Here is a 20383-nt window from a genome sequence, read left to right as displayed (position 1 = left end):
GTGATAAGTCTTTTTATCAAACCTCCACCGCGTATAACTCTTTCAATTTCTCCACGGTGTAGTCTACTTCCTCAATAGTATTGAATCGGCTAAAAGAGAATCTTACCGAATCCCGTTCGGGATTGTGATTTAATGCTCGAAGTACATGTGATCCAACTGTAGCGCCCGAACTGCAGGCAGAACCTCCGGATGCGGAAATTCCAGCCAAGTCCAGATTGAACAGCAACATCCCCGCATTGGCCTCAGATGGAGGTAAACTCACATTAAGGACCGTATAGAGGGAGTGGTCAATATCTCCAGACATTCCGTTAAACTCCACCCCTGGAACGCTTGCTTTGATTGATTCGATGAAATGTTTTTTCAAGGCTTTGATGTGTGCCTCATGGCCACTCATATCCTCGTATGCTATTTCCAAAGCCTTGGCAATCCCAATGATTCCGATCACATTCTCCGTTCCACCCCGCATATTTCGCTCCTGAGCTCCGCCATGAATAAATGGGTGGATCTTTTTGTCTTTTCGCACATACAAAAACCCGGAACCCTTTGGACCATGAAACTTATGCCCGCCAGCGACAAGAGCATCGATCGGTAAACTCTTCAGATCATGCACATAATGCCCCATAGTCTGTACGGTATCCGAGTGGAAAAAAGCCCCGTGAGCCTGAGCTAACTGACCGATTTGATTGAGGTCGTTTAAGTTTCCAATTTCATTATTGGCTTGCATCAAGGAAACGAGCGCATTTGGATATGTTTTCAACAATTCCTCCAATTGCCCCAAATCGATTTCTCCTTTTTCATTCACATCCAATAGATGTAGCTGAATGTTTCCTTTTTGGGCGCATACTTCCAGCGTATGCAATACTGCATGGTGCTCGATAGGAGAGGTAATGGCATGCTTGATCCCGTGTGTTTCGATTCCGCAAACCAAGGCGGTATTGTCTGCCTCAGTTCCTCCGGAAGTGAAGAAAATCTCTGAAGGGCTTGCATTGAGCAGTTCTGCCACTTTTTTGCGTGACCGTTCGATGGCAGTACGGACTTCTCTTCCGTGGCTATGAACCGAAGAGGGGTTTCCGTAGTGATTTTTCATAAACGGGAGCATGGCTTCGATGACTCGATCGTCCATGGCTGTAGTAGCAGCATTGTCCAAATAGACCTTCATCTTTTCTTCTTTTTGGGTTATTTAAATCAAGGAAGCGCTGACGACTTCTTTGATGTCTTGCATGATTTTCTTGGCCAGGTGTTCGGCTTTGGATTCAGAATCAGATTCCGCATAGATTCGGATAATCGGTTCGGTATTTGACTTTCTCAAATGCACCCACTCCTTTTCAAATTCAATTTTAACACCATCAATATCATTGATTGGTTGCTTTTTATACTTCTCACGGATCTCTGAGAGGATTTTATCCACATTGATCTCCGGGGTAAGTTCGATTTTATTTTTGGAAATATAATAATTCGGATAGGTCGCCCGAAGTCTGGAGATGGACTTCCCAAACTTGGCCAAGTGAGTCAAAAACAGCCCAATCCCAACCAAGGCGTCTCGTCCGTAGTGAGAGGTTGGATAGATAATTCCTCCGTTTCCTTCACCCCCAATGACTGCATCCACGGCCTTCATCTGACTGACTACATTGACTTCTCCCACTGCTGCTGCCGTGTAGGTTCCGCCTCGCTTCTCCGTCACGTCTCGGAGTGCACGAGTGGAGGAAAGGTTGGATACCGTGTTTCCCTTGGTGTGTGACAAGACATAGTCTGCCACGGCTACTAAGGTATATTCCTCCCCAAAAGGAGACCCATCTTCGTTGATCAGGGCCAAGCGATCCACATCGGGATCTACGACGATTCCCAAGTCAAAATTTCCTTTTTCCAGTTTTTGAGAAATGTCGCGAAGGTTTTCGGGGAGTGGTTCGGGATTGTGCGGGAAATGACCGTCAGGTGTACAATACATTTCTTCCACTACTTCTACTCCCAGCGCTTTCAAAAGCTTTGGCACCACGATCCCTCCGGTAGAATTCACGGCATCTACTACCACTTTGAATCCACGGGCCTTAATCGCCTCTACATCTACCAATTCCAAATCCAATACATGCTGAATGTGACGATCAAGGTAATCATCAATGGCAGTGTAGGCCCCCAGTTTTTTTACCTCTGCAAAGGAAAAGTCCTCTGTTTCTGCCTTTTCCAAAATATCCTTTCCTTCCGCATCGGAGATAAATTCTCCTTTTGCGTTCAAGAGTTTGAGTGCGTTCCATTGGATCGGATTGTGGCTGGCAGTCAGGATGATTCCTCCATCTGCTTTTTCAGCTGGAACAGCAAGCTCTACGGTCGGTGTAGTACTTAGCCCTAAGTCGATCACGTGAATCCCAAGGCCTTGAAGAGTAGCAGAAACTAATTTGGATACCATTTCCCCAGAAAGTCGTGCATCTCTTCCGATGACGATTTTTGAGTTTCCGGTTTTTTCCAATACCCAAGCGCCATAGGCGGCGGTAAACTTCACTACGTCAATCGGGGTGAGACCTTCTCCGGCTTTCCCACCGATAGTTCCCCGTATTCCAGAAATTGATTTAATCAGTGACACGTACAGTAATTTGTTTGTTGAAAAATCTAAAAAAATCCCGCCGAGAGGCAGGATTGAGATTTATTTGAATTTTGCGAGTACTTTATCGACTTCGTTGTCGGGATTCCCACAACTACTGTTGGAATCCACCGTCTTGCCGCAATAGCTGCAAGTCCCACCATCCTTGTTGAGGTAAGGGTTTTGAGAAGCACAAGTGCCTTTAAACTCCCCATTTTTCAAGAATAATAACCTGACTGACATCAGTACGAAGAACAGTGCGAGAAAGCCAAGTGTAATAAGTAGGGTTGCCATAACGGATAATTTTGTACAAATTTAAAGCTTTACTTCGAAAACGACTATCATTTCCACATAGTTTCCCAAATCATGTCTAATTTGAGTACCCGTGCCGAGCAGTTGGCTGCTTTCGATCGATTGTTGACCATCATGGATGAGCTGCGTGCGCAGTGTCCTTGGGATCAGAAGCAGACCACGGAAAGTCTCAGGCATTTGACCATTGAGGAAACTTTTGAGCTTTCGGATGCTATCCTTGAAGGAAACCCCGACGAAATAAAAAAAGAGCTGGGGGACATACTTCTTCACATTGTCTTCTATGCCAAAATCGGTTCTGAGGAAGGCAACTTTGATATAGCCACTTTGACCAACTCGCTTTGCGAAAAGCTCATCCGCCGTCACCCTCACATCTATGGAGATACTGAAGCAAATGATGCTGAAACCGTCAGTCAAAATTGGGAGAAAATTAAGCTGAAGGAAAAAGGGAATAAATCTGTCCTAGGGGGAGTACCTAAGTCTCTTCCTGCCTTGATTAAAGCGATGCGGATTCAGGAAAAGGCCCGAGGTGTGGGCTTTGACTGGGAAGAAAAGCATCAGGTTTGGGAAAAGGTAGAGGAAGAGATGCAGGAATTTAAGGAGGAGTTTAATGCTTCTGATGCCCAGGAAATAGACCAAGAGAAAGCTACAGCTGAATTTGGGGATCTGCTTTTTTCAATGATCAATTATGCCCGTTTTATCGATATCAATCCTGAAGAAGCTTTGGAGCGGACAAATTTGAAATTCATTAAGCGATTCCAGTATCTGGAATCGGCAGCCCAAAAATCCGGTAAAAATCTGGCTGATATGACATTAGCAGAAATGGATGTCTTTTGGAATGAGGCTAAAAAGCTCTGAAAAGTTTCATTTTTTAATAGTTTACCATTCCCTAAGATAAGATTTTTGAGAAAAATTCTATAGGGGGAAATTCCAGAAATAAAGTTTGATTTTAGCGAGAATTCTGGAATACCAAAGAATATTTTGGTATTGTAGGCTCTTTCAAAATTTGGAAATTTCATGGCCTGCCGAAACGTTTTAACTGAATTTGTTTTGGCAGGCTTTTGGACACACGCACATGGTTATGAAAAATAGCATCTTGGTTTTTTTTACGTTTCTCCTGTACGCTCAAGGAGTCTTTTCACAAGATACCAGACCCTACAAAGGAGGGTTTACCTTTTTGGGATTTCGGGGAACGGCCGAGCTTGAGTACTCCCTAGATGATGAAATGGAGCCTGTTTTGAACGGCCCTTTCAACTTTTCTTACAGCAAAATGGATAGCCTGGAAAGGGGGTTGTTTAGAAAGCTAGAGGTGTCAGGAAACTATGCCGAAGATCAAAAAACGGGTAAATGGGATTATCAGCAAGAAATCCACCAAATTGTTATTCAGGATGTATTAAATCGGGAGATAAAAGCTTCGCTTGCTTCTAATTTGATCCAGCTCAATGCGAATTATGAAAAAGGAGCCCTAATGGGTTCTTGGGCTTATTCAGAGAAAAAATGGCTAGAGGAAGAATACTTGGATGTATTTGAAGCAAAGAGCTTGACTTTTGAGAATGACAGCCTTCGAGGAGCAGTCAAATTTGAATCCAAAGATCCCCGACAGCCTTATCAAATCTTTGGCCAGGTGAATAAGGAAGGCCTGATGGTGGGGAATTGGGAGTTTTTCTATCCCATGGATAGCAGTCTCACGATTCATGAGACTCGCCGGTACGAACAAGGTTTTTTGATCGGCTTGTCTAAGGTGAACAGCCTCACCAATCAGAAAATCGATGAAGTAGTCTTTTTTAACGCTATCGTCAAACTCGATTCGCTTAATCAGGGCTTTGAAGTGGATTACCGTGTTTCGGATCAGGCATTTGGACTAATATTCAATGATGGCTACGCAGAAGAAAGTGACGAGTTTCAGGAGCAATATTTAGGTACTTATTTGTTGGAAGATGCATTGAGTCGAATATTGCAGTTTGAAGAAGGATTCTTTTCAGAAGAGGGTAAACTCCAAAAATTCCCCCTATCTACCCGAAGGTTTGTCTACGCCATTTCGGAGGAGGATCAAAGTCGATATGATGAAATCATTGAGATATACGACCGGTTGAAAATCCAATCCAATCAAAAAGCCACTCTAGATTTTCTATCGCTAAATCAGAACACGTCTGACTCATTGGCCTTTAGCGGAGCTTATTTTGAGTACCTCACACAGAAAATCGAAAACTACGAACAAGTCATCCAGCTGCTGAGAAATGGTGAAATCCGATACTTCGACACAGAAAATTACCTTCGGGATGGCTTGAACTTCCTGAATCAGGAGGAGCAGATCAGTTATACCTATAATACCGATTTGCTCCAGAAGACTCTGGATTTTCCGGCACTTTCCGAAGCAAAAAAGCTGTCGACGGATCTACTTACACACATTGAAAGAGAGTTGGAGATCTTTGAGTCGGTTCAATCCTATATCCAAAAACAGCAAGTCAATTTCAGGCAAACCACGGAGTTGGATGCGCTGGAAGATCGAATTCTCAAGGAGAAACAACGGGTAGCCAGTCTATGGAAATCACTCGAAATCAGCAATGAACGGCATCAGGTTCTTATTGATTCGGTCTACCAGAATCTCAGTTCCGGAAATTACCAGCGACTATTGAATGCGTATAATGAGACGGAAGGTTTCTTGGAAAAAGCTGAGATCGGGGATGAACTGATCGAGTTGTTTCGCTTCTTGGAAAACAATCTGCCAGAGTTGGAGCGCTATGAAAATCTTTCTAAGTCTCTGCGTCAGGAATTTACCGAAAAGACCTTGGATCCATTCACCTTTGAGACGGACTTTGAAGTGCTGCGTCAGCCGGGACTTGTTCAAGCAGCAGAATCAATTATTGACTATGAGCTTGATTTGATTATGCGCTCGGAAGATTTTCGGGATGTTCAGGTTCACTTACTTAACCTAGATGCCCTTGAGTCCCGCCTTTTGGAATTGAAAGGCAGAAACACCAAAAGACTAGAGCGAAATATCAGGAAAGTCTCTGGCAATATCAATCAGCTTAAAAAATTATTATCGATATGAGGGTTGACTTTTTAAAAGCTTTGTTAAGCAGGATGAAGGCGCCTCTCTTGTTTTTGTTTCTGATAGGCTGGCCTTTTGCGGCCCAGTCTCAGGAAGATTCCGAAGAAGAGGAGCGGATCACCGCTCGTCGCTCCGAGCTTTGGAATGGCTTTTACACAAAGTATAGAATAGGCGAGAAACTATTCTACTACGGAGAGTATCACCTTCGGACCAGAGATCAATTGGTCCAAAATATGGGACAAATCTATCTCCGGTTTGGCCTTAGCTATATCATCAATAAAAATTTGGAAATTACCGGGGGGATCGTCACCCCATTTTATTGGGCACCACCCGAGTATGCCGATCAGGATAGACCGTATGACAATATCGTCAATCAATTCCGATTCTGGCAGCAAGCACTATTCATCCAGCCAATCGGAAAGGCAAAACTCTACCATCAGATCCGAACCGAGCAGCGGTGGAGGAGGGATTATTATGTCGATTCACCTTTCGAACTTACCTACCGATGGCGCTATAAAATTTCCTCTTACATTCCATTGAACTCCTATAAATTTCAGCCAGGGACTTACTTTCTGTCGGTTTATAATGAAGTGTTTATCCAGACTGGTAAGACGATCATCCGCAATCCTTTTGAGGACAACCGGGCTTTTGTAGGCTTGGGATATATTTTGAATGAAAACATTCAGTTTCAGGTAGGCTACGCTAAAAGTTGGCAGCAACGAGCTTCTGGTATCAATTATAACAACCGAGATTTGATCCGTCTTTCAGTTTACCACAATCTGGACTTTACTAAGAAAAAAAGTCCTCCAGTGGATTTTCAGCCTATTTTTTAATGCATGAAAATCAATAAAACCAGCTCTTTTTCCAGCCTAAATCCTGAGAGGAATAAACGCTTCTTTTTCCACTGAATACATAGGCGATTCCACAGGCAAGCGCCAGGAAAATTCCAGCTTCCCAGCCAAAAAGCTCCATGCCCATTACCGTGCAGGCCATTGGGGTATTGGTGGCCCCTGAGAATACACCAACAAAGCCCATCCCTGCCAGTAGAGCTAAAGGCAAAGGAATAAAACTACTCAAAGCATTTCCTAACGTAGCTCCTGTGAAAAACAAGGGAGTTACTTCACCGCCCTTGAACCCTGCACCCAAGGTAAATCCGGTCAAGCCCGTTTTGGCGAGCCAGTCGTACCAGGGAAGAGGCTGCTCAAATGCCTCCACAATTCGGGGAATTCCCAATCCAATGTAGGTGGTGCTGTCCGAAATCCATACAAAAACGGCGATCACCAGTCCGCCTATGACCGGTCTCAGCGGAGGATAGGAGAAGGTCTTTGAAAATAATTTTGAAAAGAAATGAGTGGTCTCCGCAAATAATCTGCCCGAGAGGCCGAAGGCTATTCCAGCTGGGATGATCCACAGTAAATTGGTGAAAGAATGAGCAGCGACTTCGGGAATGAAATACTGGGTATGCCCCACTCCCCAGAGCAACTCGCAAGTCCAATCAGCTACAAAAGCCGCCCAAAAAGCTGGGAAAAGAGATTGAGGACGAAATTTGCCTGTATGCATCCATTCCAGCGCAAAAATAGCACCTGCCAGTGGAGTCCCAAAAACTGACGAAAATCCACCTGCAACCCCTCCTATGAGCGTTAAACGCCGATTTTCACGATCTAGTCCAAACCATTTGGTCAATTGATCGGAAAGAGATCCCCCCATCTGTACGGCAGTTCCCTCTCGCCCGGCCGAGCCACCAAAAAAATGTGTCAAGATAGTTCCAAAAAGCACCAAAGGAGTCATTCTAAGCGGGATGGGGCTTTTATGGGCATTCAGTTCGTCTAGAAGCAAGTTGTTTCCTTTGAGGGAGTTTTGCCCAATTTTGTGATAAGTCCAACCGATCAAAAAACCACCAAGTGGAAGGAGCGCAATAATCCATCGATGAGACTCTCTGTAATCGGTAGCCCATTCCAAGGATATCAGGAAAAATGCGGAAGCAGAACCTGTCATAAGTCCTATCAGAAGCCCTCCTAGGAGCCATTGAAAAAAGTAAATGCCAAATGATTTGAAAGTCAATTTAGATTTTTGTTCTTGGGATGGGCAAATTAGGAATAGAAATTGAATTTTGAAGCACAGTCCGATCGCTTACAACTATTCATGGGAGGGAGTGGTTATTTAAAAAATCCATTAAAATGAAAAATATACTTATCACCGGTGGCTCAGGCCTGATAGGGCAGCGCATCACTCAATTGCTGGAGCAAAAGGGGATGGAAGTCGCTTGGCTGAGCCGATCTGCAAAATCACGAAAATCGTTTACCTGGGATATTCCCAATCAGCAAATTGATGCAGAGCCAATGGAATGGGCTGATGCGGTGATTCACTTGGCCGGTGCTGGAGTGGCAGACAAAAAATGGACTCCTCAGCGGAAAAAAGAGATTCTGGAATCCAGGACCCAAAGTACTCAATTGCTCTACCAAGCAATTGAATCTGCGAAAGAAAAACCGACGACTTTTATCTCTGCTTCTGCGATTGGATATTATGGATTTGATACCAGTTCACAATTACTCGATGAAAACAGTCCGGCCGGGAGTGATTTCTTAGCTGATGTGGTGATAGCTTGGGAAAAGGAAGTCAAGAAGATAGAATCATTGCATCTCAGAACCGTTTTGCTTCGAATCGGGATCGTCTTAGACGCCGAAGGTGGAGCCCTGGGCGAAATGCTCAAGCCGCCTGTTGCTGCTCCGCTCGGAAATGGAGACCAATGGATGAGTTGGATTCATATCGAAGACTTGGCGAGATTGTTTGTATTTGCCCTGGAGAAAACAACCTTGCAGGGGATTTATAATGCAGTCGGACCCAATCCTGCCACCAACCAACACCTAACCCAAGAAGCGGCAAGAGCAAAGGGAAAGCCGTATTTGGGTATAGGCGTTCCGGGTTTTGTGCTCCGATTGATGTTGGGGGAAATGGCCAATATGGTCCTGGGTGGAAATCGGGTTTCCAGTCAAAAAATCCAGAAAGCCGGGTTTGAGTTTGAATTTGGGGATCTAAAAAGTGCACTACTGGATTTATTTAAGAAGTAATTTTCAGAGCCTTTTCGTCCTCCCTATCACAAACCAAAGTATCGTGCCCAAGAAAGGGACAAGCACAACGATCAGGAGCCAAATCAATTTGTCCGTTTCATTGGCAAAATTACTAATCACCACATCGTAAATGGTGTATGCATAGATTGCTAGCCCGATGATTCCTAGTCCAAACATTTAATAAATCGTTTTTTTTCCGTTTTTTCCTAAAATTAGGTACACAATAGGCCCAATTCCTTGGGCAAAGACAAGAATCAAGACCCATACGATTTTCATATTGGGGTCTTTGAATTCTGAACGAATTACATCAACTAGGCAGTAAACCCAGAAAATGAAATAAAGAATACTAAATAAAAAGAGGATGATAAATCCACCGCCCATATTTTGAATGAACACCATATGCAAAGTTTTTATCGTTGAAGTCTACTTGAAAAATTTGGTTTAAATTTTCGCTTTTCTTTATGATTTTTGCTTAAAGCCAAATAAAGAAAAACTCCAAATGGGGTAGTAAAGAGCAAGATCAACAACCACATCAATTTCTCATTGTGAGCACGAAAATCACTTTTGATCAAATCTATCATGGCGTAAAGCCAAAAAGCAGCATAACCAAATAAAAGAAAAGCACCTCCAGCTTGCCAAATCCATAGTCCTTGTCCGGGCGTAATTAAATCCATTGCTTCTCTTCAATTATTTTTACCACTGTTCCAAAATAGCTTTTTTTGCGAGAAATAAATAAGAATTTAGCCGAAAGTTTTAATCATACTTACATGCAAAGAATCCTATTTCTCCTGATTTTCACATTTATGTCTTCCTGGGCCACGGCTCAAGTTGATCTCAGTTACTATTTGCCGGAAGGCTATACCTATGATCCATCCATACCTACTCCCAAGCAGGTTCTTGGCTATGAAGTAGGTGAATGGCACGTCACGCATGACCAGCTAGTGATGTATATGAAGGAAGTAGCTGAAGCATCGGACCGAGTGGTCTTTGAAGAGACGGGGAGAAGCTATGAAAAGCGCCCTCAGACACTATTGACCATTTCGTCTCCTGCCAACCTAGCGAGACTGGACCAAATCAAGGCGGATCGTAAAAAACTCCGGGATCCCAATCAGCGTGTTTCCATAGGGTCTATGCCGGTGGTGATGTTCATGGGATATTCCGTGCATGGAAATGAAGCAAGTGGGGCAAATGCTTCCCTTTTGGCCGCTTACCATTTTGCTGCGGCAAATGAAATAGAAGCTGAACTGGAAAATGTGGTTTTGCTTCTTGATCCAGCGATCAATCCTGACGGTCTCAATCGATTTGCTTCTTGGGTCAACTCCCACAAGTCTTACAATCTTAATGGCGATCCTAATGGAAGGGAATACAATGAAGCCTGGCCAAGAGGCCGGACGAATCATTATTGGTTTGATCTGAATCGGGATTGGTTGCCTGTGCAACATCCAGAGTCAAGAAATCGGGTAAAAGTCTTTCAAAGCTGGTTGCCTAATATTCACTTGGACTTTCATGAAATGGGAACAAACAGTACCTTTTTCTTCCAACCTGGTGTTCCTTCGCGTACCCATCCGCTTACCCCGGATAAAAACTTTGAGCTAACCGAAAAAATAGGAACCTATCACGCCAAGGCTCTCGACAAGATCGGTTCGCTTTATTACAATCAAGAAAACTACGATGATTTCTACTACGGAAAAGGCTCTACCTATCCGGATGTGCAGGGATCGATAGGTATTCTCTTTGAGCAGGCAAGTTCTAGAGGACACCTTCAAGAATCAGCCAATGGGATGTTGAGTTTTCCTTTCACGATTCGAAATCAATTCACCGCAAACCTTTCTTCTTACGAAGCTGCAAAAGAGATGCGTGAAGAACTCAACCAGTGGATGCGTGATTTTTATGTTGGAATAGCTGAGGAAACTGCGGCGGATGTCAACAAAGCGTACATTTTTGGTTCAGAGAAGGATGATGCCCGTAGCTTTCACTTAGCAGATTTGATTCTACAGCATGACATTAAGGTGTTTAGCCTAGAGGAAGATATTACGGTCAATGGAAAGGATTTCAAAAAGGAAAATGCCTACATCGTCCCCGTAGATCAGCCGCAGTACCGATTGATCAAAGCCATGTTTGAAACTAGAACGGAGTTTCAGGATTCACTCTTCTATGACATTTCAGCTTGGACTTATCCGATGGCTTTCAATTTGGATTACATGGCTTTGAATAGCCGAATTTTGAATTTGGCAAACGTACGTGAGATCAATAAGAATGAATTTCAGCTTAAGCCTGGCCAAGTCATGGGTGGGGTGGGAGCCTACCAATATGCCATGGAGTGGACAGACTACTACGCTCCGAAAGCAGCCTACAAGTTGATGAAGGAAGGCTTCCGTGTGCGGGTGGCCAATGCAGAGTTTTCCACACCTGAAGGTAAAAGCTTTGGCAGAGGCACTATTCTAATCGATAAGGGAGAGACTGATTTGTCTGATGCAGCTTTCTTTCAAAAGCTACAAGAAATTGCCTCTTCGTCTACTGTGGATATTCATGCTATCAGTACTGGATATACAGCAGGTATCAATATGGGATCTACCTTTATCACACCTCTGGAAATTCCGAGAGTTGCTTTGTTGGTGGAAAATGGCGTAGATGGATACGAAGCAGGAGAAATTTGGCACCTGCTGGATCAGCGAATCGAAATGCCTATCACACTTTTGCCTGTAGATCGAGTCAGCTCCAGTGTTATTGATCGCTACAATGTCATTTTAATGCCTGATGGCAATTACGGAAGCTTAGGCAAATCCGGTGCAAGCACCTTGAGATCTTGGGCTGCTAGAGGAAATACCCTTGTAGCCAAAGGCGGAGCGCTTCGCTTTCTAGCACAAAATGAAGTCATTGACATCAAATTCCGATCGGTGGATAATGATGAAAAAGGACTTCAGAAGCCTTATGCGATTTACCGAGATGCCACCGGAGCCAAGGTGACCGGAGGAGCCATATTTAATGCTAATCTGGACCTAACTCATCCTTTGGGATATGGCTACACCGATTCGGCGATTCATACCTTCAGAAATGATAATCTGTTTTTGGAGCCTGCCGAAAATCCATATGCAAACCCACTGGTATATACTTCAAACCCGCTTGCTTCTGGCTATTTGCACCCAAGCAATCTGCCTGGACTACAAAATGGATCTGTAATCCAAGTTCGGGGTATCGGGCGAGGAAGAGTCGTGGCCTTTGCTGATAATATGAATTTCCGTGCTTTCTGGTTTGGTACGAATAAGCTGTATCTAAACGCAATCTTCTTTGGTCAGGTGATCAATGGAGGTACTACTCGATAAAATTTTCAAATCCCGATTTCAATTAGAGATCGGGATTTTTTTTAACTCTTTCCCCAAATCCATTTGAAACTATTATGAAATCGACACGATTAAAATCATCATTAAACACACAGGGAAATGATTATTTTAATCGTCAAAGATTCCATGTGGCTTTTGAAAATCAAATTATAAACACATGAAAAAAATCTTTCGAATCCTGCTTTCGGTAATCTTTCTATCAAGTGCTGTTGGAATTGCTCAGGGGCAAGAGATGAGCTTTGAAGAATATAATCCGCCATCCACCTTAAAAGTAGAGGAGACCATCGTCACCCGGGCCAAGTTTCCATTCGTGGATATCCACAGCCATCAGGGCGGTGTCAACAAGGAGAAAATTGATCAGCTTCTTTCGGACATGAAGGAATTGAACATGGGGGTTCTAGTCAATTTGAGTGGTAGAGGATTTGGCAGAGGTGATTCCAATAGCCAGCAAGAGTATATCCGTGGGATGCTCAAGGAGTTTGAAACTCACGCACCGGGAAGATTTATGGTTTTCACCAACTTGAATTTTGCAGGGTTTGGAGATGAGAACTGGAGCCGAATTGCCGTCAAGGAACTAGAAGAAGATGTAGCAGCCGGAGCGGTAGGCTTGAAGATTTACAAGAGTCTAGGTTTGAATGTGACGGACATCCAAGGCAACCGTGTACCTGTCGATCATCCCGATTTGGATCCTGTTTGGGCCAAAGCAGGTGAGCTTGGAATTCCCGTATTGATTCACTCTGCGGATCCCGCTCAGTTTTGGCAGCCGATGGATGCGAATAATGAGCGTTGGCTTGAACTCAAGACGCATCCCCGACGTCAGCGATCTGCTACAGACCCTGCCCCATTCGAGCAAATCATTGCTGAGCAGCACCATGTCTTCGAAAAGCATCCGAATACGACCTTTATCAATGCTCACATGGGCTGGATGGCTAATGACCTGGACAAAGCTGAAGCTCATCTGGCAAAATATCCTAATGTCAATTTTGGCATTGGAGCTGTCATCGCCGAATTCGGAAGACAGCCGAGAAGAGCCCGGGAGTTTTTTATTAAAAATCAGGATCGTTTGTTATTTGGAAAAGACGCGTACAATCCAGAGGAATTTCATACCTACTTCCGAGTTTTGGAGACAGCTGACGAATATTTCCCCTATTACAAAAAGTATCATGCCTTCTGGCGAATGTATGGTCTGAATCTTCCTGATGAGGTACTCAAAAAGGTCTATTATAAAAATGCGCTGAGGATCGTACCTGGGATGGATTCATCGCTTTTTCCGGATTAAACCATTTGTTTTGGGGCATTTTTCTTAATCCTTTCCAATAAGTCTTCATTATTTACTTGTGCTTCCTCGATATCATAATCATCTTGGAGCCCTAGCCAGAAGTTCGCAGAGTTTCCAAAATAGGAGCTTAATCGAAGTGCGGTGTCAGCAGTAATTCTTCTTTTACCTTTGATGATTTGTGAAATTCGGGTTTGAGGGATTTCTGTGTCTTTTGATAGTCGATACGCTGTGATATTTAGTGGACGTAGAAACTCCTCAAGCAAAACTTCTCCCGGGTGAATATTTGGTAGTCTTTCCATTTTAATTTTCTTTTTTAATGATAGTCCATTATCTCAACATCGTGAGCACCATTGTCTATCCAACGAAACACAATTCTCCATTGGTCATTTATTCGAATACTAAAAAAATCTGAACCTTTCAGTTTCTCAAGCTTATTTGATGGAGGAATTCTCAGGTCAGACCAGTTTTGAGAGTTATTGATCATTCTCAATTTTCTTCTACCGACTTTTTGTATTTCAGCTGGGATTTTTTGGACACGCTCTCCGTTCCATATTTTTTCTGTATCCTTTGAACCAAATGAAACAATCATGCTAACGAATAGAGATACTAACGTTAAAGATAAGCATTTGTTTTTAATGATAGGTGCTTTTGAGGTTTTTGAAACAGTAAATGCCTAAAAGTGATATTTTTCAGTCTCAATTTTTGACAGTTCAGTCTAAGATTTCTACACTTCAGTCAGGTTGATTTCCTGAACTCAGTCTCGGAGTTCATTTTTGGATCAAATACGATTCGCTATGAAACTTCGACTTATACTTTTCTGCTACCTGTTTCTACTTCAAAGCTTGGCTTTTGGACAGACAGTTCTTTCAGGAAGAGTCTTGGATGAAAAAGGCATACCTCTCCCTGGAGTCAATGTCTTGCTCAAAGGCAGCTATGACGGGACGACTTCTGGCGTGGAGGGAGAGTTTGAATTCAGTACCGAAAAGAGCGGAATGCAGGTATTGGTTTTTCGATTGATGGGTTTCAAAACCCTAGAAATCCCGGTAGCGGTTGAAGGGGAAACCTTGCAAATACCTGATCAGGAATTAAGAGAATCCATCACCGACATTAGTGGAGTAACTATTTCTGCTGGAGCTATGGAGGCTTCCGATGAGAAAAAGTCGGTTGTACTTCGTCCCTTGGATATCGTCACCACACCTAGTGCAGTCGGAGATATTGTCGGAGCCCTACAGACCTTGCCTGGTACGAGCTCCGTAGGAAATGACGGACGACTTTTTGTAAGAGGAGGAGATGCTAGCGAGGTGGGAATTTACATTGATGGCCTTCGAGTGGCCAATGCCTATGGCACTACCGCTGGAAATGTTCCGACTCGTACCCGTTTCAATCCCAATCTTTTCAAAGGCACATTTTTCTCCACAGGAGGCTATTCTGCAGAATATGGACAGGCGCTTTCTTCGGCTTTAGCTTTGAATACAAAAGATCTTTCTATTCGCGATCAGGGTGATTTAAGCCTGATGTCGGTTGGTGGAGGCTATTCGCACACCTTAGCAAATGAGGAGCAGAGTATTACCCTCACGGGAAATTATTTTGATCTGTCACCTTATCAAGGATTGGTCAAGCAGGATTTTGACTTCGAAAGGGCTCCTTTCGGATGGGACTTAGAAGTGGCGGCTCAAAAGAAGCTCGGCAAAGATGGACTCTTGAAGGTTTTGGGCCGGACAGAATCGGGAGGTATGAAAATCCGCCAGCCTGAGCCAGGGCAGGAAGGGGCCGGTGCACTGATTGATCTTCGAAATCAGTATAGCTACGCTCAAAGTAATTGGTCTAAAATTAGCCCAAATGGTTGGACTTGGTTTTTGGGAGCTTCTATCTCCGCCAATTCAGATGAGATTGCTTTTGATAGTATTCAGACCACTCGAGACAATAAACTGGCACATTTGAAAGCATCTACCATCCGGGATTTTTCAGATCGGGTATCCATGAAACTGGGAGTGGAGCACTTTATCAACACTTATGCCGAAGGGCTTCCTTTGGAAGGTCTGGAGCGCAACTTTCAGGATGGTCAGACCTACTTGTACACCGAGTGGGATTGGTATCTCAGCAAAAAATTAGTGGTACGCGGTGGGCTTCGAGGGGGCTTAAGTTCGCTTTCCGAAGAAAAGTGGCTAGATCCGCGAGTCTCTTTTGCCTATCAGGTCTCAAAAAATGGACAGGTGTCCTTGGCAGCAGGAAAATTTTCACAAGCTCCGTTGGAGAATTATCGAGCCCTAAACAATGACTTGAAAAATACACAGGCTGATCATTTGATTTTGAATTATTTCTGGAATAAGGATGGGATTACTTTCCGTGCAGAAGCTTTTCACAAAGAATACGCTGAATTGATCCGATTTGAAGGTGTACCCATGGCTCCTGTGAACCTCCGAAATGAAGGAAGTGGTTTCGCCCGAGGTTTTGATTTATTCTTCCGTGATCGTCAAACCCTAAAGAATACAGACTATTGGGTGACTTATAGCTTTGTAGACAGCAAGCGAAGCTTTGAGCAATTCACCACCCAAGTTCAGCCTGGATTTGCTCCCAAGCATAATCTTTCTGTGGTAGTAAAGCACTTTGTCACCGGTCTTAAGTCTCAATTGGGAGCCAGTCTCGCAGTGAATGACGGCTATGCTTATACCAATCCTAATCTACCCGGTGAGATGAATAGTAAAACACCTGGATTTCAAAATCTAAGCCTTAGTTGGAGCTACCTGCCCCGTCCTAATCTGATTATCCACGGTGCGATCACCAATGTGCTGGGGCGTGAAAATATTTTCGGATATGATTTCTCAGCCACTCCCAATGCTCAAGGGGTCTATGAATCCCGAGCTATCGGTCAGCCTGCCCCAAGATTCCTATTCTTAGGCCTATTTCTGACCCTTTCTAAAGACAAAAACGCTAATCAATTAAATAACCTCTAAATCTAATTCTTATGAAAATCTTTAATCTAATCTTCGCCTTCGTCTTTATTTCATTTTCAGCCTTTTCTCAATCCAATGGAGCCTTTGAGACTGCTATCAAATCGCAAATTCAGGCTATGCAGCAAATCGACAGCCCTGAATCGGCCCAGGAAGTGAGCAATTCCTTTCTGAGAATTTCAGAGGCAGAATCCGGAGAATGGTTACCCCTTTACTATGCTGCGCTGACAAAAATCGAAACTGCCTTCCGCTTTGATGTGGACAAGGACGCATACTTTGACGAGGCAATAGACCTCGTACAAAAAGCAAAGGAAGTATCACCAAATAATTCTGAGTTGACTGCGCTGCATGGATATGCCTTGATGGGAAAAGTATCCGTCGACCCCGTCTCCAGAGGACAAAACCTCAGCCCACAAGTAATGCAACTCTACGGCACAGCAATCAACCAAGATCGGGCAAACCCACGTGCAGTGGTTTTGATGGCACAGATGGAATTGGGAATGGCTGAGTTTTTTGGTCAAGGTCCAGAAAAAGCCTGTGGTATGGCTCGGATGGCCGATGAGCTTTTCCGAAAAGAATCTCAGAAAGTGGATGAAAACTACTTGTTGCCAACATGGGGAGCAAATACTGCGAAAGCACTAATTGAAAACTGCCAATAAGAACCAGCCACAATACCCAAGCTGATGAATATGCTCCAGCAGTTCATTGGTTTGGGTTTTATTCTTAATTTCCACCAATGCAAATCGAGCTAAACAAACCAGAGACACACAAAGACCTCTTTACCCGAGTGGGTCCTTTTATTTGGATCAACTTGCTCATTGCATTCGTACTGATGGCGAGCACCTGCCCCAGTTGCTTTTTATCTCTGGAGGGACTAAAGCAAATATTTCCCGATTTTGCTTTTTCATTTTGTATTTCATCCGCCTTAAGCTATGGAGGGACGGTGATTATTCGCTGGCTTGATCGAAAGATCCCTTGGGTGGTTTATCCATTTGGAAGGCTTTTCGCCACGGTTGGCATCTACATGGCTTATTCCTTCGTGGTCTCCTTCGTATTTGTTTTTGTCTTTGCCTGGCTGACTGGGCAATTAGCGATACAAAATATCCCTTGGGGTGAGATTTTCCGCTTGACTGCTTTCCCCATGCAAGTGGCTCTGATCATCATGGCAATATTTACCACTTGGTCTTGGCTGGGTGAGTGGCGCAAATCAGCCGTGGAAGCTGAGAGATTGAAAGCGGAGCGTTTTGCCAGTCAATATCAAAGTCTCAAGGATCAACTTAACCCTCATTTTCTCTTCAATTCCTTGAATGTCCTCACCAATCTGGTCTATGAAGATGCCGATCGATCTGCTGCTTTTATCCAAAAACTCTCCAAAATCTACCGCTATGTGCTAGAAGTGCAGCAAGAGGAGCTAGTCTCCTTGGAAAAGGAGTTGGACTTTGCTAAAAACTTTCTGGATTTACAGAAAATCCGCTTTGAAGAAAACCTCCAATTTAGAATGAAGGAGGAAAAGGGACAGCAGTTTTATTTACCGCCTTTATCTCTTCAGTTGCTTCTCGAAAACGCCATCAAACATAACGTGGCTTCCAAGGAAAACCCCTTGTTTATCGATATTCGCCAAAAGGGGAATGAACTATGGGTAAGTAATACGCTACAACTCAAAAATCAAGTTGAGGAAAGCTCCACAGGAATAGGTTTAGAAAACATTTTGAAGCGCTATAAGCTTCTTAATGCAAAGGCTCCTACCATCAAAAAAGGTGAAAGCGAATTTTTAGTAATCCTACCTTTGATAAAGATTGAGCAATGAGAATACTTATCATTGAAGATGAAAATCCTGCGGCGAAGAGGCTTCTTTCTTTGCTGAAAATCCATTTTCCTTCAGCAGAATTTGAAGGCAATTTGGATAGCGTTCGTTCGGCGCTGAGTTGGTTATCTGAACATTCAGAGCCGGATTTGATTTTTTGTGATATTCAATTGGCGGACGGACTGAGTTTTGAGATTTTTCAGAAAAACCCAGTCTCTTCACCTGTAATATTCACCACGGCCTTTGACCAGTATGCGATTAAAGCATTTCAAGTAAACGCCGTAGACTACCTGCTCAAGCCTATCGATCCGGAAGAATTGGCTCGGGCGGTCGATAAATATCGGAAAAACCAGCTTCCTAGTCAGCTAGACGGACGACTTCTCGAGCAATTACTCAAACCCCAATCAATACGCTTCAAATCCCGATTTTTGGTGAGTTTTGGAGACAAAATACAAAGTGTGCCTTTAGATGAGGTAGCATTCTTTTTCAGTGAAGAGCGAGTGACTTTTTTGCAAACCTGGGCTGGGAAAAAGTATGTCATTGATCAGACTTTGGAGCAAACGGAGAGTCAACTCGACCCAACTCGCTTTTTCAGGCTGAATCGCAAATACCTCGCTTCTTTGGAAGCGATCGAAGCGGTATTCACCTACTCCAACAGTCGCCTTAAGATTAAATTACAGGGTTGTGAAGATCCTAATATTCTTGTCAGTAGGGAAAAAGTGAGTGAATTTAAGGCTTGGCTTGATCAATGATTGGGATATATAGAGTCTAGGACTTAACTTTTAAAAATGAATTCCAATTCGGATAGTAGCAGAAAGAATGAAGAGCTAAGCTGGCTCGAACAATTGCAGCGTAATAGCTGGGAGCCGGAGGTCATTATTTCGGGTATAATCCTCGCCTTTTTATTCGCGTTTCCTTCTAGGGTCTATGAATTCGCTGCATTTCTGATTCAGGAAGTGGGAGTAGGTAGTATGCTTAGCTGGTTGGTTTTAATCTACCTGACTGCCATTATCAGTGTGTTCAAAATTTTTTTTGTAGTCCATCTTGGTTTGCGCTTTATGTGGGCTGGACTTTTAGGCTTGAGCTATGCATTTCCAAAAGGGGTCATTCAAGAAAAGCTATTTAAGTCCGGCCAGGGCTTTGATTATCATTCACCTGATGCTATGGTTCTTCGATTAGAACGAATCTGTAGTTCTACCTTTGCCTTTCCCGTTTCACTATCTATAACATTCTTGGCCATCACCTTATATCTGGGTTTGCTGGTCGCTATTTACCTTTGGTTGGACCTTACATTTTTACAGGTTTATCTCTTTTTTATGATCACATTGGTTCTTTTTGCCCTATTGATGCTCAGCAAAAAGAAGACAAAATTTAAATCCTGGTATTCCACATCTATCGTTTCTTCCATTTCCGCGATTTATCAAAGTAACCTGGGCAAATGGTATTCCATAGGGTATATAGTATTGATTTTTATGCTTGCAGCTCCCATCATCGTGACTGATGTAAGAGATTTTACCTTGTTTTTTAATGAGCGAAATATGCTCGATCATGAAGTAGACTGGCCGGCAAAAAATCTCTATTTTGAGTCTCAGCATGAATCAGATAAACGATTTCCACGGGCTTTTTTATCTAGTGAAGAGGTGTCGGATAAGCATTTGAGATTAGGAGTTGCCAGATACGAAGGGGATCAAAAAATGATGGAATTGATTAAGAGTGATTTCTCTTCAACACTTGATTCCTTACAATGGCATGCGTTAAATCAAACAGCGGATCTGCATCGGATTTATGTGAATGATTCGCTTATTTCTGTGAATGGCTGGGCAAAGTATCGGCTGGCTGGATCGGGACAACGGGTTTATCAATCACTTATTGATGTAAGTTATTTAAGTCCTGGTCGATATCAGATTCGAGTGGAAAAGTTGATGCTAAGAGATCCATTATTTGGAAGTGATACAGACCTGAGGGTATTGGAAAATTGGTCAGTTTTTGAGTTTATCAAACTTTAGG

At 43.3% G+C, this 20383-nt stretch carries 20 protein-coding genes; 11 read left to right on the top strand and 9 right to left on the bottom strand.

Annotated elements, in window-relative coordinates; genetic code table 11:
• Positions 1-16: 16 nt before the first annotated feature.
• From CDH51_RS10395 to CDH51_RS10385, 3 genes are read right to left on the bottom strand one after another with little or no spacing between them, the layout of a single operon-like run.
• Positions 17-1159: a cysteine desulfurase family protein gene (locus CDH51_RS10395; RefSeq protein ID WP_100628520.1), complete on the bottom strand. Its 1143-nt coding sequence runs from the start codon at positions 1157-1159 to the stop codon at positions 17-19.
• Between the two features lie 21 nt (positions 1160-1180).
• Entirely contained in the window at positions 1181-2575 is a 1395-nt protein-coding gene (gene glmM, locus CDH51_RS10390) for a phosphoglucosamine mutase (protein ID WP_100628519.1), read from the bottom strand.
• A gap of 60 nt (positions 2576-2635) precedes the next feature.
• Entirely contained in the window at positions 2636-2866 is a 231-nt protein-coding gene (locus CDH51_RS10385) for a hypothetical protein (protein WP_100628518.1), read from the bottom strand.
• A 72-nt stretch (positions 2867-2938) separates the two neighbouring features.
• On the opposite strand from CDH51_RS10385, the gene mazG reads away from it, so the two are divergent.
• The 3 genes from mazG (at position 2939) to CDH51_RS10370 (ending at position 6766) form a co-directional block, all read left to right on the top strand.
• Complete coding sequence (gene mazG / locus CDH51_RS10380; protein ID WP_100628517.1) at positions 2939-3739, top strand: nucleoside triphosphate pyrophosphohydrolase; 801 nt, start codon at positions 2939-2941, stop codon at positions 3737-3739.
• 223 nt (positions 3740-3962) lie between these two features.
• Positions 3963-5933 (top strand): hypothetical protein, encoded by a 1971-nt coding sequence (locus CDH51_RS10375; RefSeq protein WP_100628516.1) that lies wholly within the window; start codon positions 3963-3965, stop codon positions 5931-5933.
• A gap of 32 nt (positions 5934-5965) precedes the next feature.
• A complete protein-coding gene (locus CDH51_RS10370; protein WP_157807083.1) occupies positions 5966-6766 on the top strand; it encodes a DUF2490 domain-containing protein in 801 nt (266 codons plus the stop codon).
• Positions 6767-6776: 10 nt separating this feature from the next.
• Here CDH51_RS10370 and CDH51_RS10365 read toward each other — a convergent pair whose 3' ends face one another.
• Complete coding sequence (locus tag CDH51_RS10365) at positions 6777-7994, bottom strand: voltage-gated chloride channel family protein (protein WP_232724794.1); 1218 nt, start codon at positions 7992-7994, stop codon at positions 6777-6779.
• A gap of 116 nt (positions 7995-8110) precedes the next feature.
• On the opposite strand from CDH51_RS10365, the gene CDH51_RS10360 reads away from it, so the two are divergent.
• A complete protein-coding gene (locus tag CDH51_RS10360; protein ID WP_100628514.1) occupies positions 8111-9001 on the top strand; it encodes a TIGR01777 family oxidoreductase in 891 nt (296 codons plus the stop codon).
• 3 nt (positions 9002-9004) lie between these two features.
• On the opposite strand, the gene CDH51_RS10355 is transcribed toward CDH51_RS10360, so the two are convergent.
• Genes CDH51_RS10355 through CDH51_RS10345 form a run of 3 tightly spaced genes read right to left on the bottom strand, consistent with a single transcriptional unit; the run spans position 9005 to position 9675 of the window.
• Positions 9005-9178 (bottom strand): PLDc N-terminal domain-containing protein, encoded by a 174-nt coding sequence (locus tag CDH51_RS10355; RefSeq protein ID WP_100628513.1) that lies wholly within the window; start codon positions 9176-9178, stop codon positions 9005-9007.
• Complete coding sequence (locus CDH51_RS20420; protein WP_394335574.1) at positions 9179-9382, bottom strand: PLDc N-terminal domain-containing protein; 204 nt, start codon at positions 9380-9382, stop codon at positions 9179-9181.
• A 29-nt stretch (positions 9383-9411) separates the two neighbouring features.
• Entirely contained in the window at positions 9412-9675 is a 264-nt protein-coding gene (locus CDH51_RS10345; protein ID WP_100628511.1) for a PLD nuclease N-terminal domain-containing protein, read from the bottom strand.
• 93 nt (positions 9676-9768) lie between these two features.
• On the opposite strand from CDH51_RS10345, the gene CDH51_RS10340 reads away from it, so the two are divergent.
• On the top strand, positions 9769-12324 hold the full coding sequence (locus CDH51_RS10340; protein WP_100628510.1) for a M14 family metallopeptidase: 2556 nt from the start codon (positions 9769-9771) through the stop codon (positions 12322-12324).
• A 175-nt stretch (positions 12325-12499) separates the two neighbouring features.
• The gene (locus CDH51_RS10335; protein WP_100628509.1) at positions 12500-13621 is read left to right on the top strand and encodes an amidohydrolase family protein; all 1122 of its coding nucleotides are present in this window, start codon (positions 12500-12502) and stop codon (positions 13619-13621) included.
• Here the strand turns inward: CDH51_RS10335 and CDH51_RS10330 are convergent.
• The gene (locus CDH51_RS10330; protein WP_100628508.1) at positions 13618-13920 is read right to left on the bottom strand and encodes a HigA family addiction module antitoxin; all 303 of its coding nucleotides are present in this window, start codon (positions 13918-13920) and stop codon (positions 13618-13620) included. The two genes, CDH51_RS10335 and CDH51_RS10330, sit on opposite strands and share 4 nt — an antisense overlap.
• A 14-nt stretch (positions 13921-13934) precedes the next feature.
• Positions 13935-14210, bottom strand: coding sequence for a type II toxin-antitoxin system RelE/ParE family toxin (locus CDH51_RS10325; protein WP_100628507.1), 276 nt, complete (start codon positions 14208-14210; stop codon positions 13935-13937).
• Between the two features lie 205 nt (positions 14211-14415).
• Between CDH51_RS10325 and CDH51_RS10320 the strand changes: the two genes are divergently transcribed.
• From CDH51_RS10320 to CDH51_RS10300, 5 genes are all read left to right on the top strand, one after another.
• A complete protein-coding gene (locus tag CDH51_RS10320; RefSeq protein WP_100628506.1) occupies positions 14416-16575 on the top strand; it encodes a TonB-dependent receptor in 2160 nt (719 codons plus the stop codon).
• An 11-nt stretch (positions 16576-16586) separates the two neighbouring features.
• Positions 16587-17231 carry a hypothetical protein gene (locus CDH51_RS10315; RefSeq protein ID WP_100628505.1) on the top strand — a complete coding sequence of 215 codons (645 nt, stop codon included), beginning with the start codon at positions 16587-16589 and terminating at the stop codon, positions 17229-17231.
• 77 nt (positions 17232-17308) lie between these two features.
• Complete coding sequence (locus CDH51_RS10310; protein WP_100628504.1) at positions 17309-18379, top strand: sensor histidine kinase; 1071 nt, start codon at positions 17309-17311, stop codon at positions 18377-18379.
• On the top strand, positions 18376-19128 hold the full coding sequence (locus CDH51_RS10305; protein WP_100628503.1) for a LytR/AlgR family response regulator transcription factor: 753 nt from the start codon (positions 18376-18378) through the stop codon (positions 19126-19128). The genes CDH51_RS10310 and CDH51_RS10305 overlap by 4 nt, the downstream gene beginning before the upstream one ends.
• 36 nt (positions 19129-19164) lie before the next feature.
• Positions 19165-20382, top strand: a complete 1218-nt coding sequence (locus CDH51_RS10300; protein WP_100628502.1) for a hypothetical protein — start codon at positions 19165-19167, stop codon at positions 20380-20382.
• Position 20383 lies beyond the last annotated feature (1 nt).

It is taken from the genome of Algoriphagus formosus (assembly GCF_002807035.1).
Lineage (GTDB): Bacteria > Bacteroidota > Bacteroidia > Cytophagales > Cyclobacteriaceae > Algoriphagus > Algoriphagus formosus.
The sequence above is the reverse complement of the archived record's forward strand: the minus strand, read 5'-3'. Positions and strand labels throughout refer to the sequence as shown.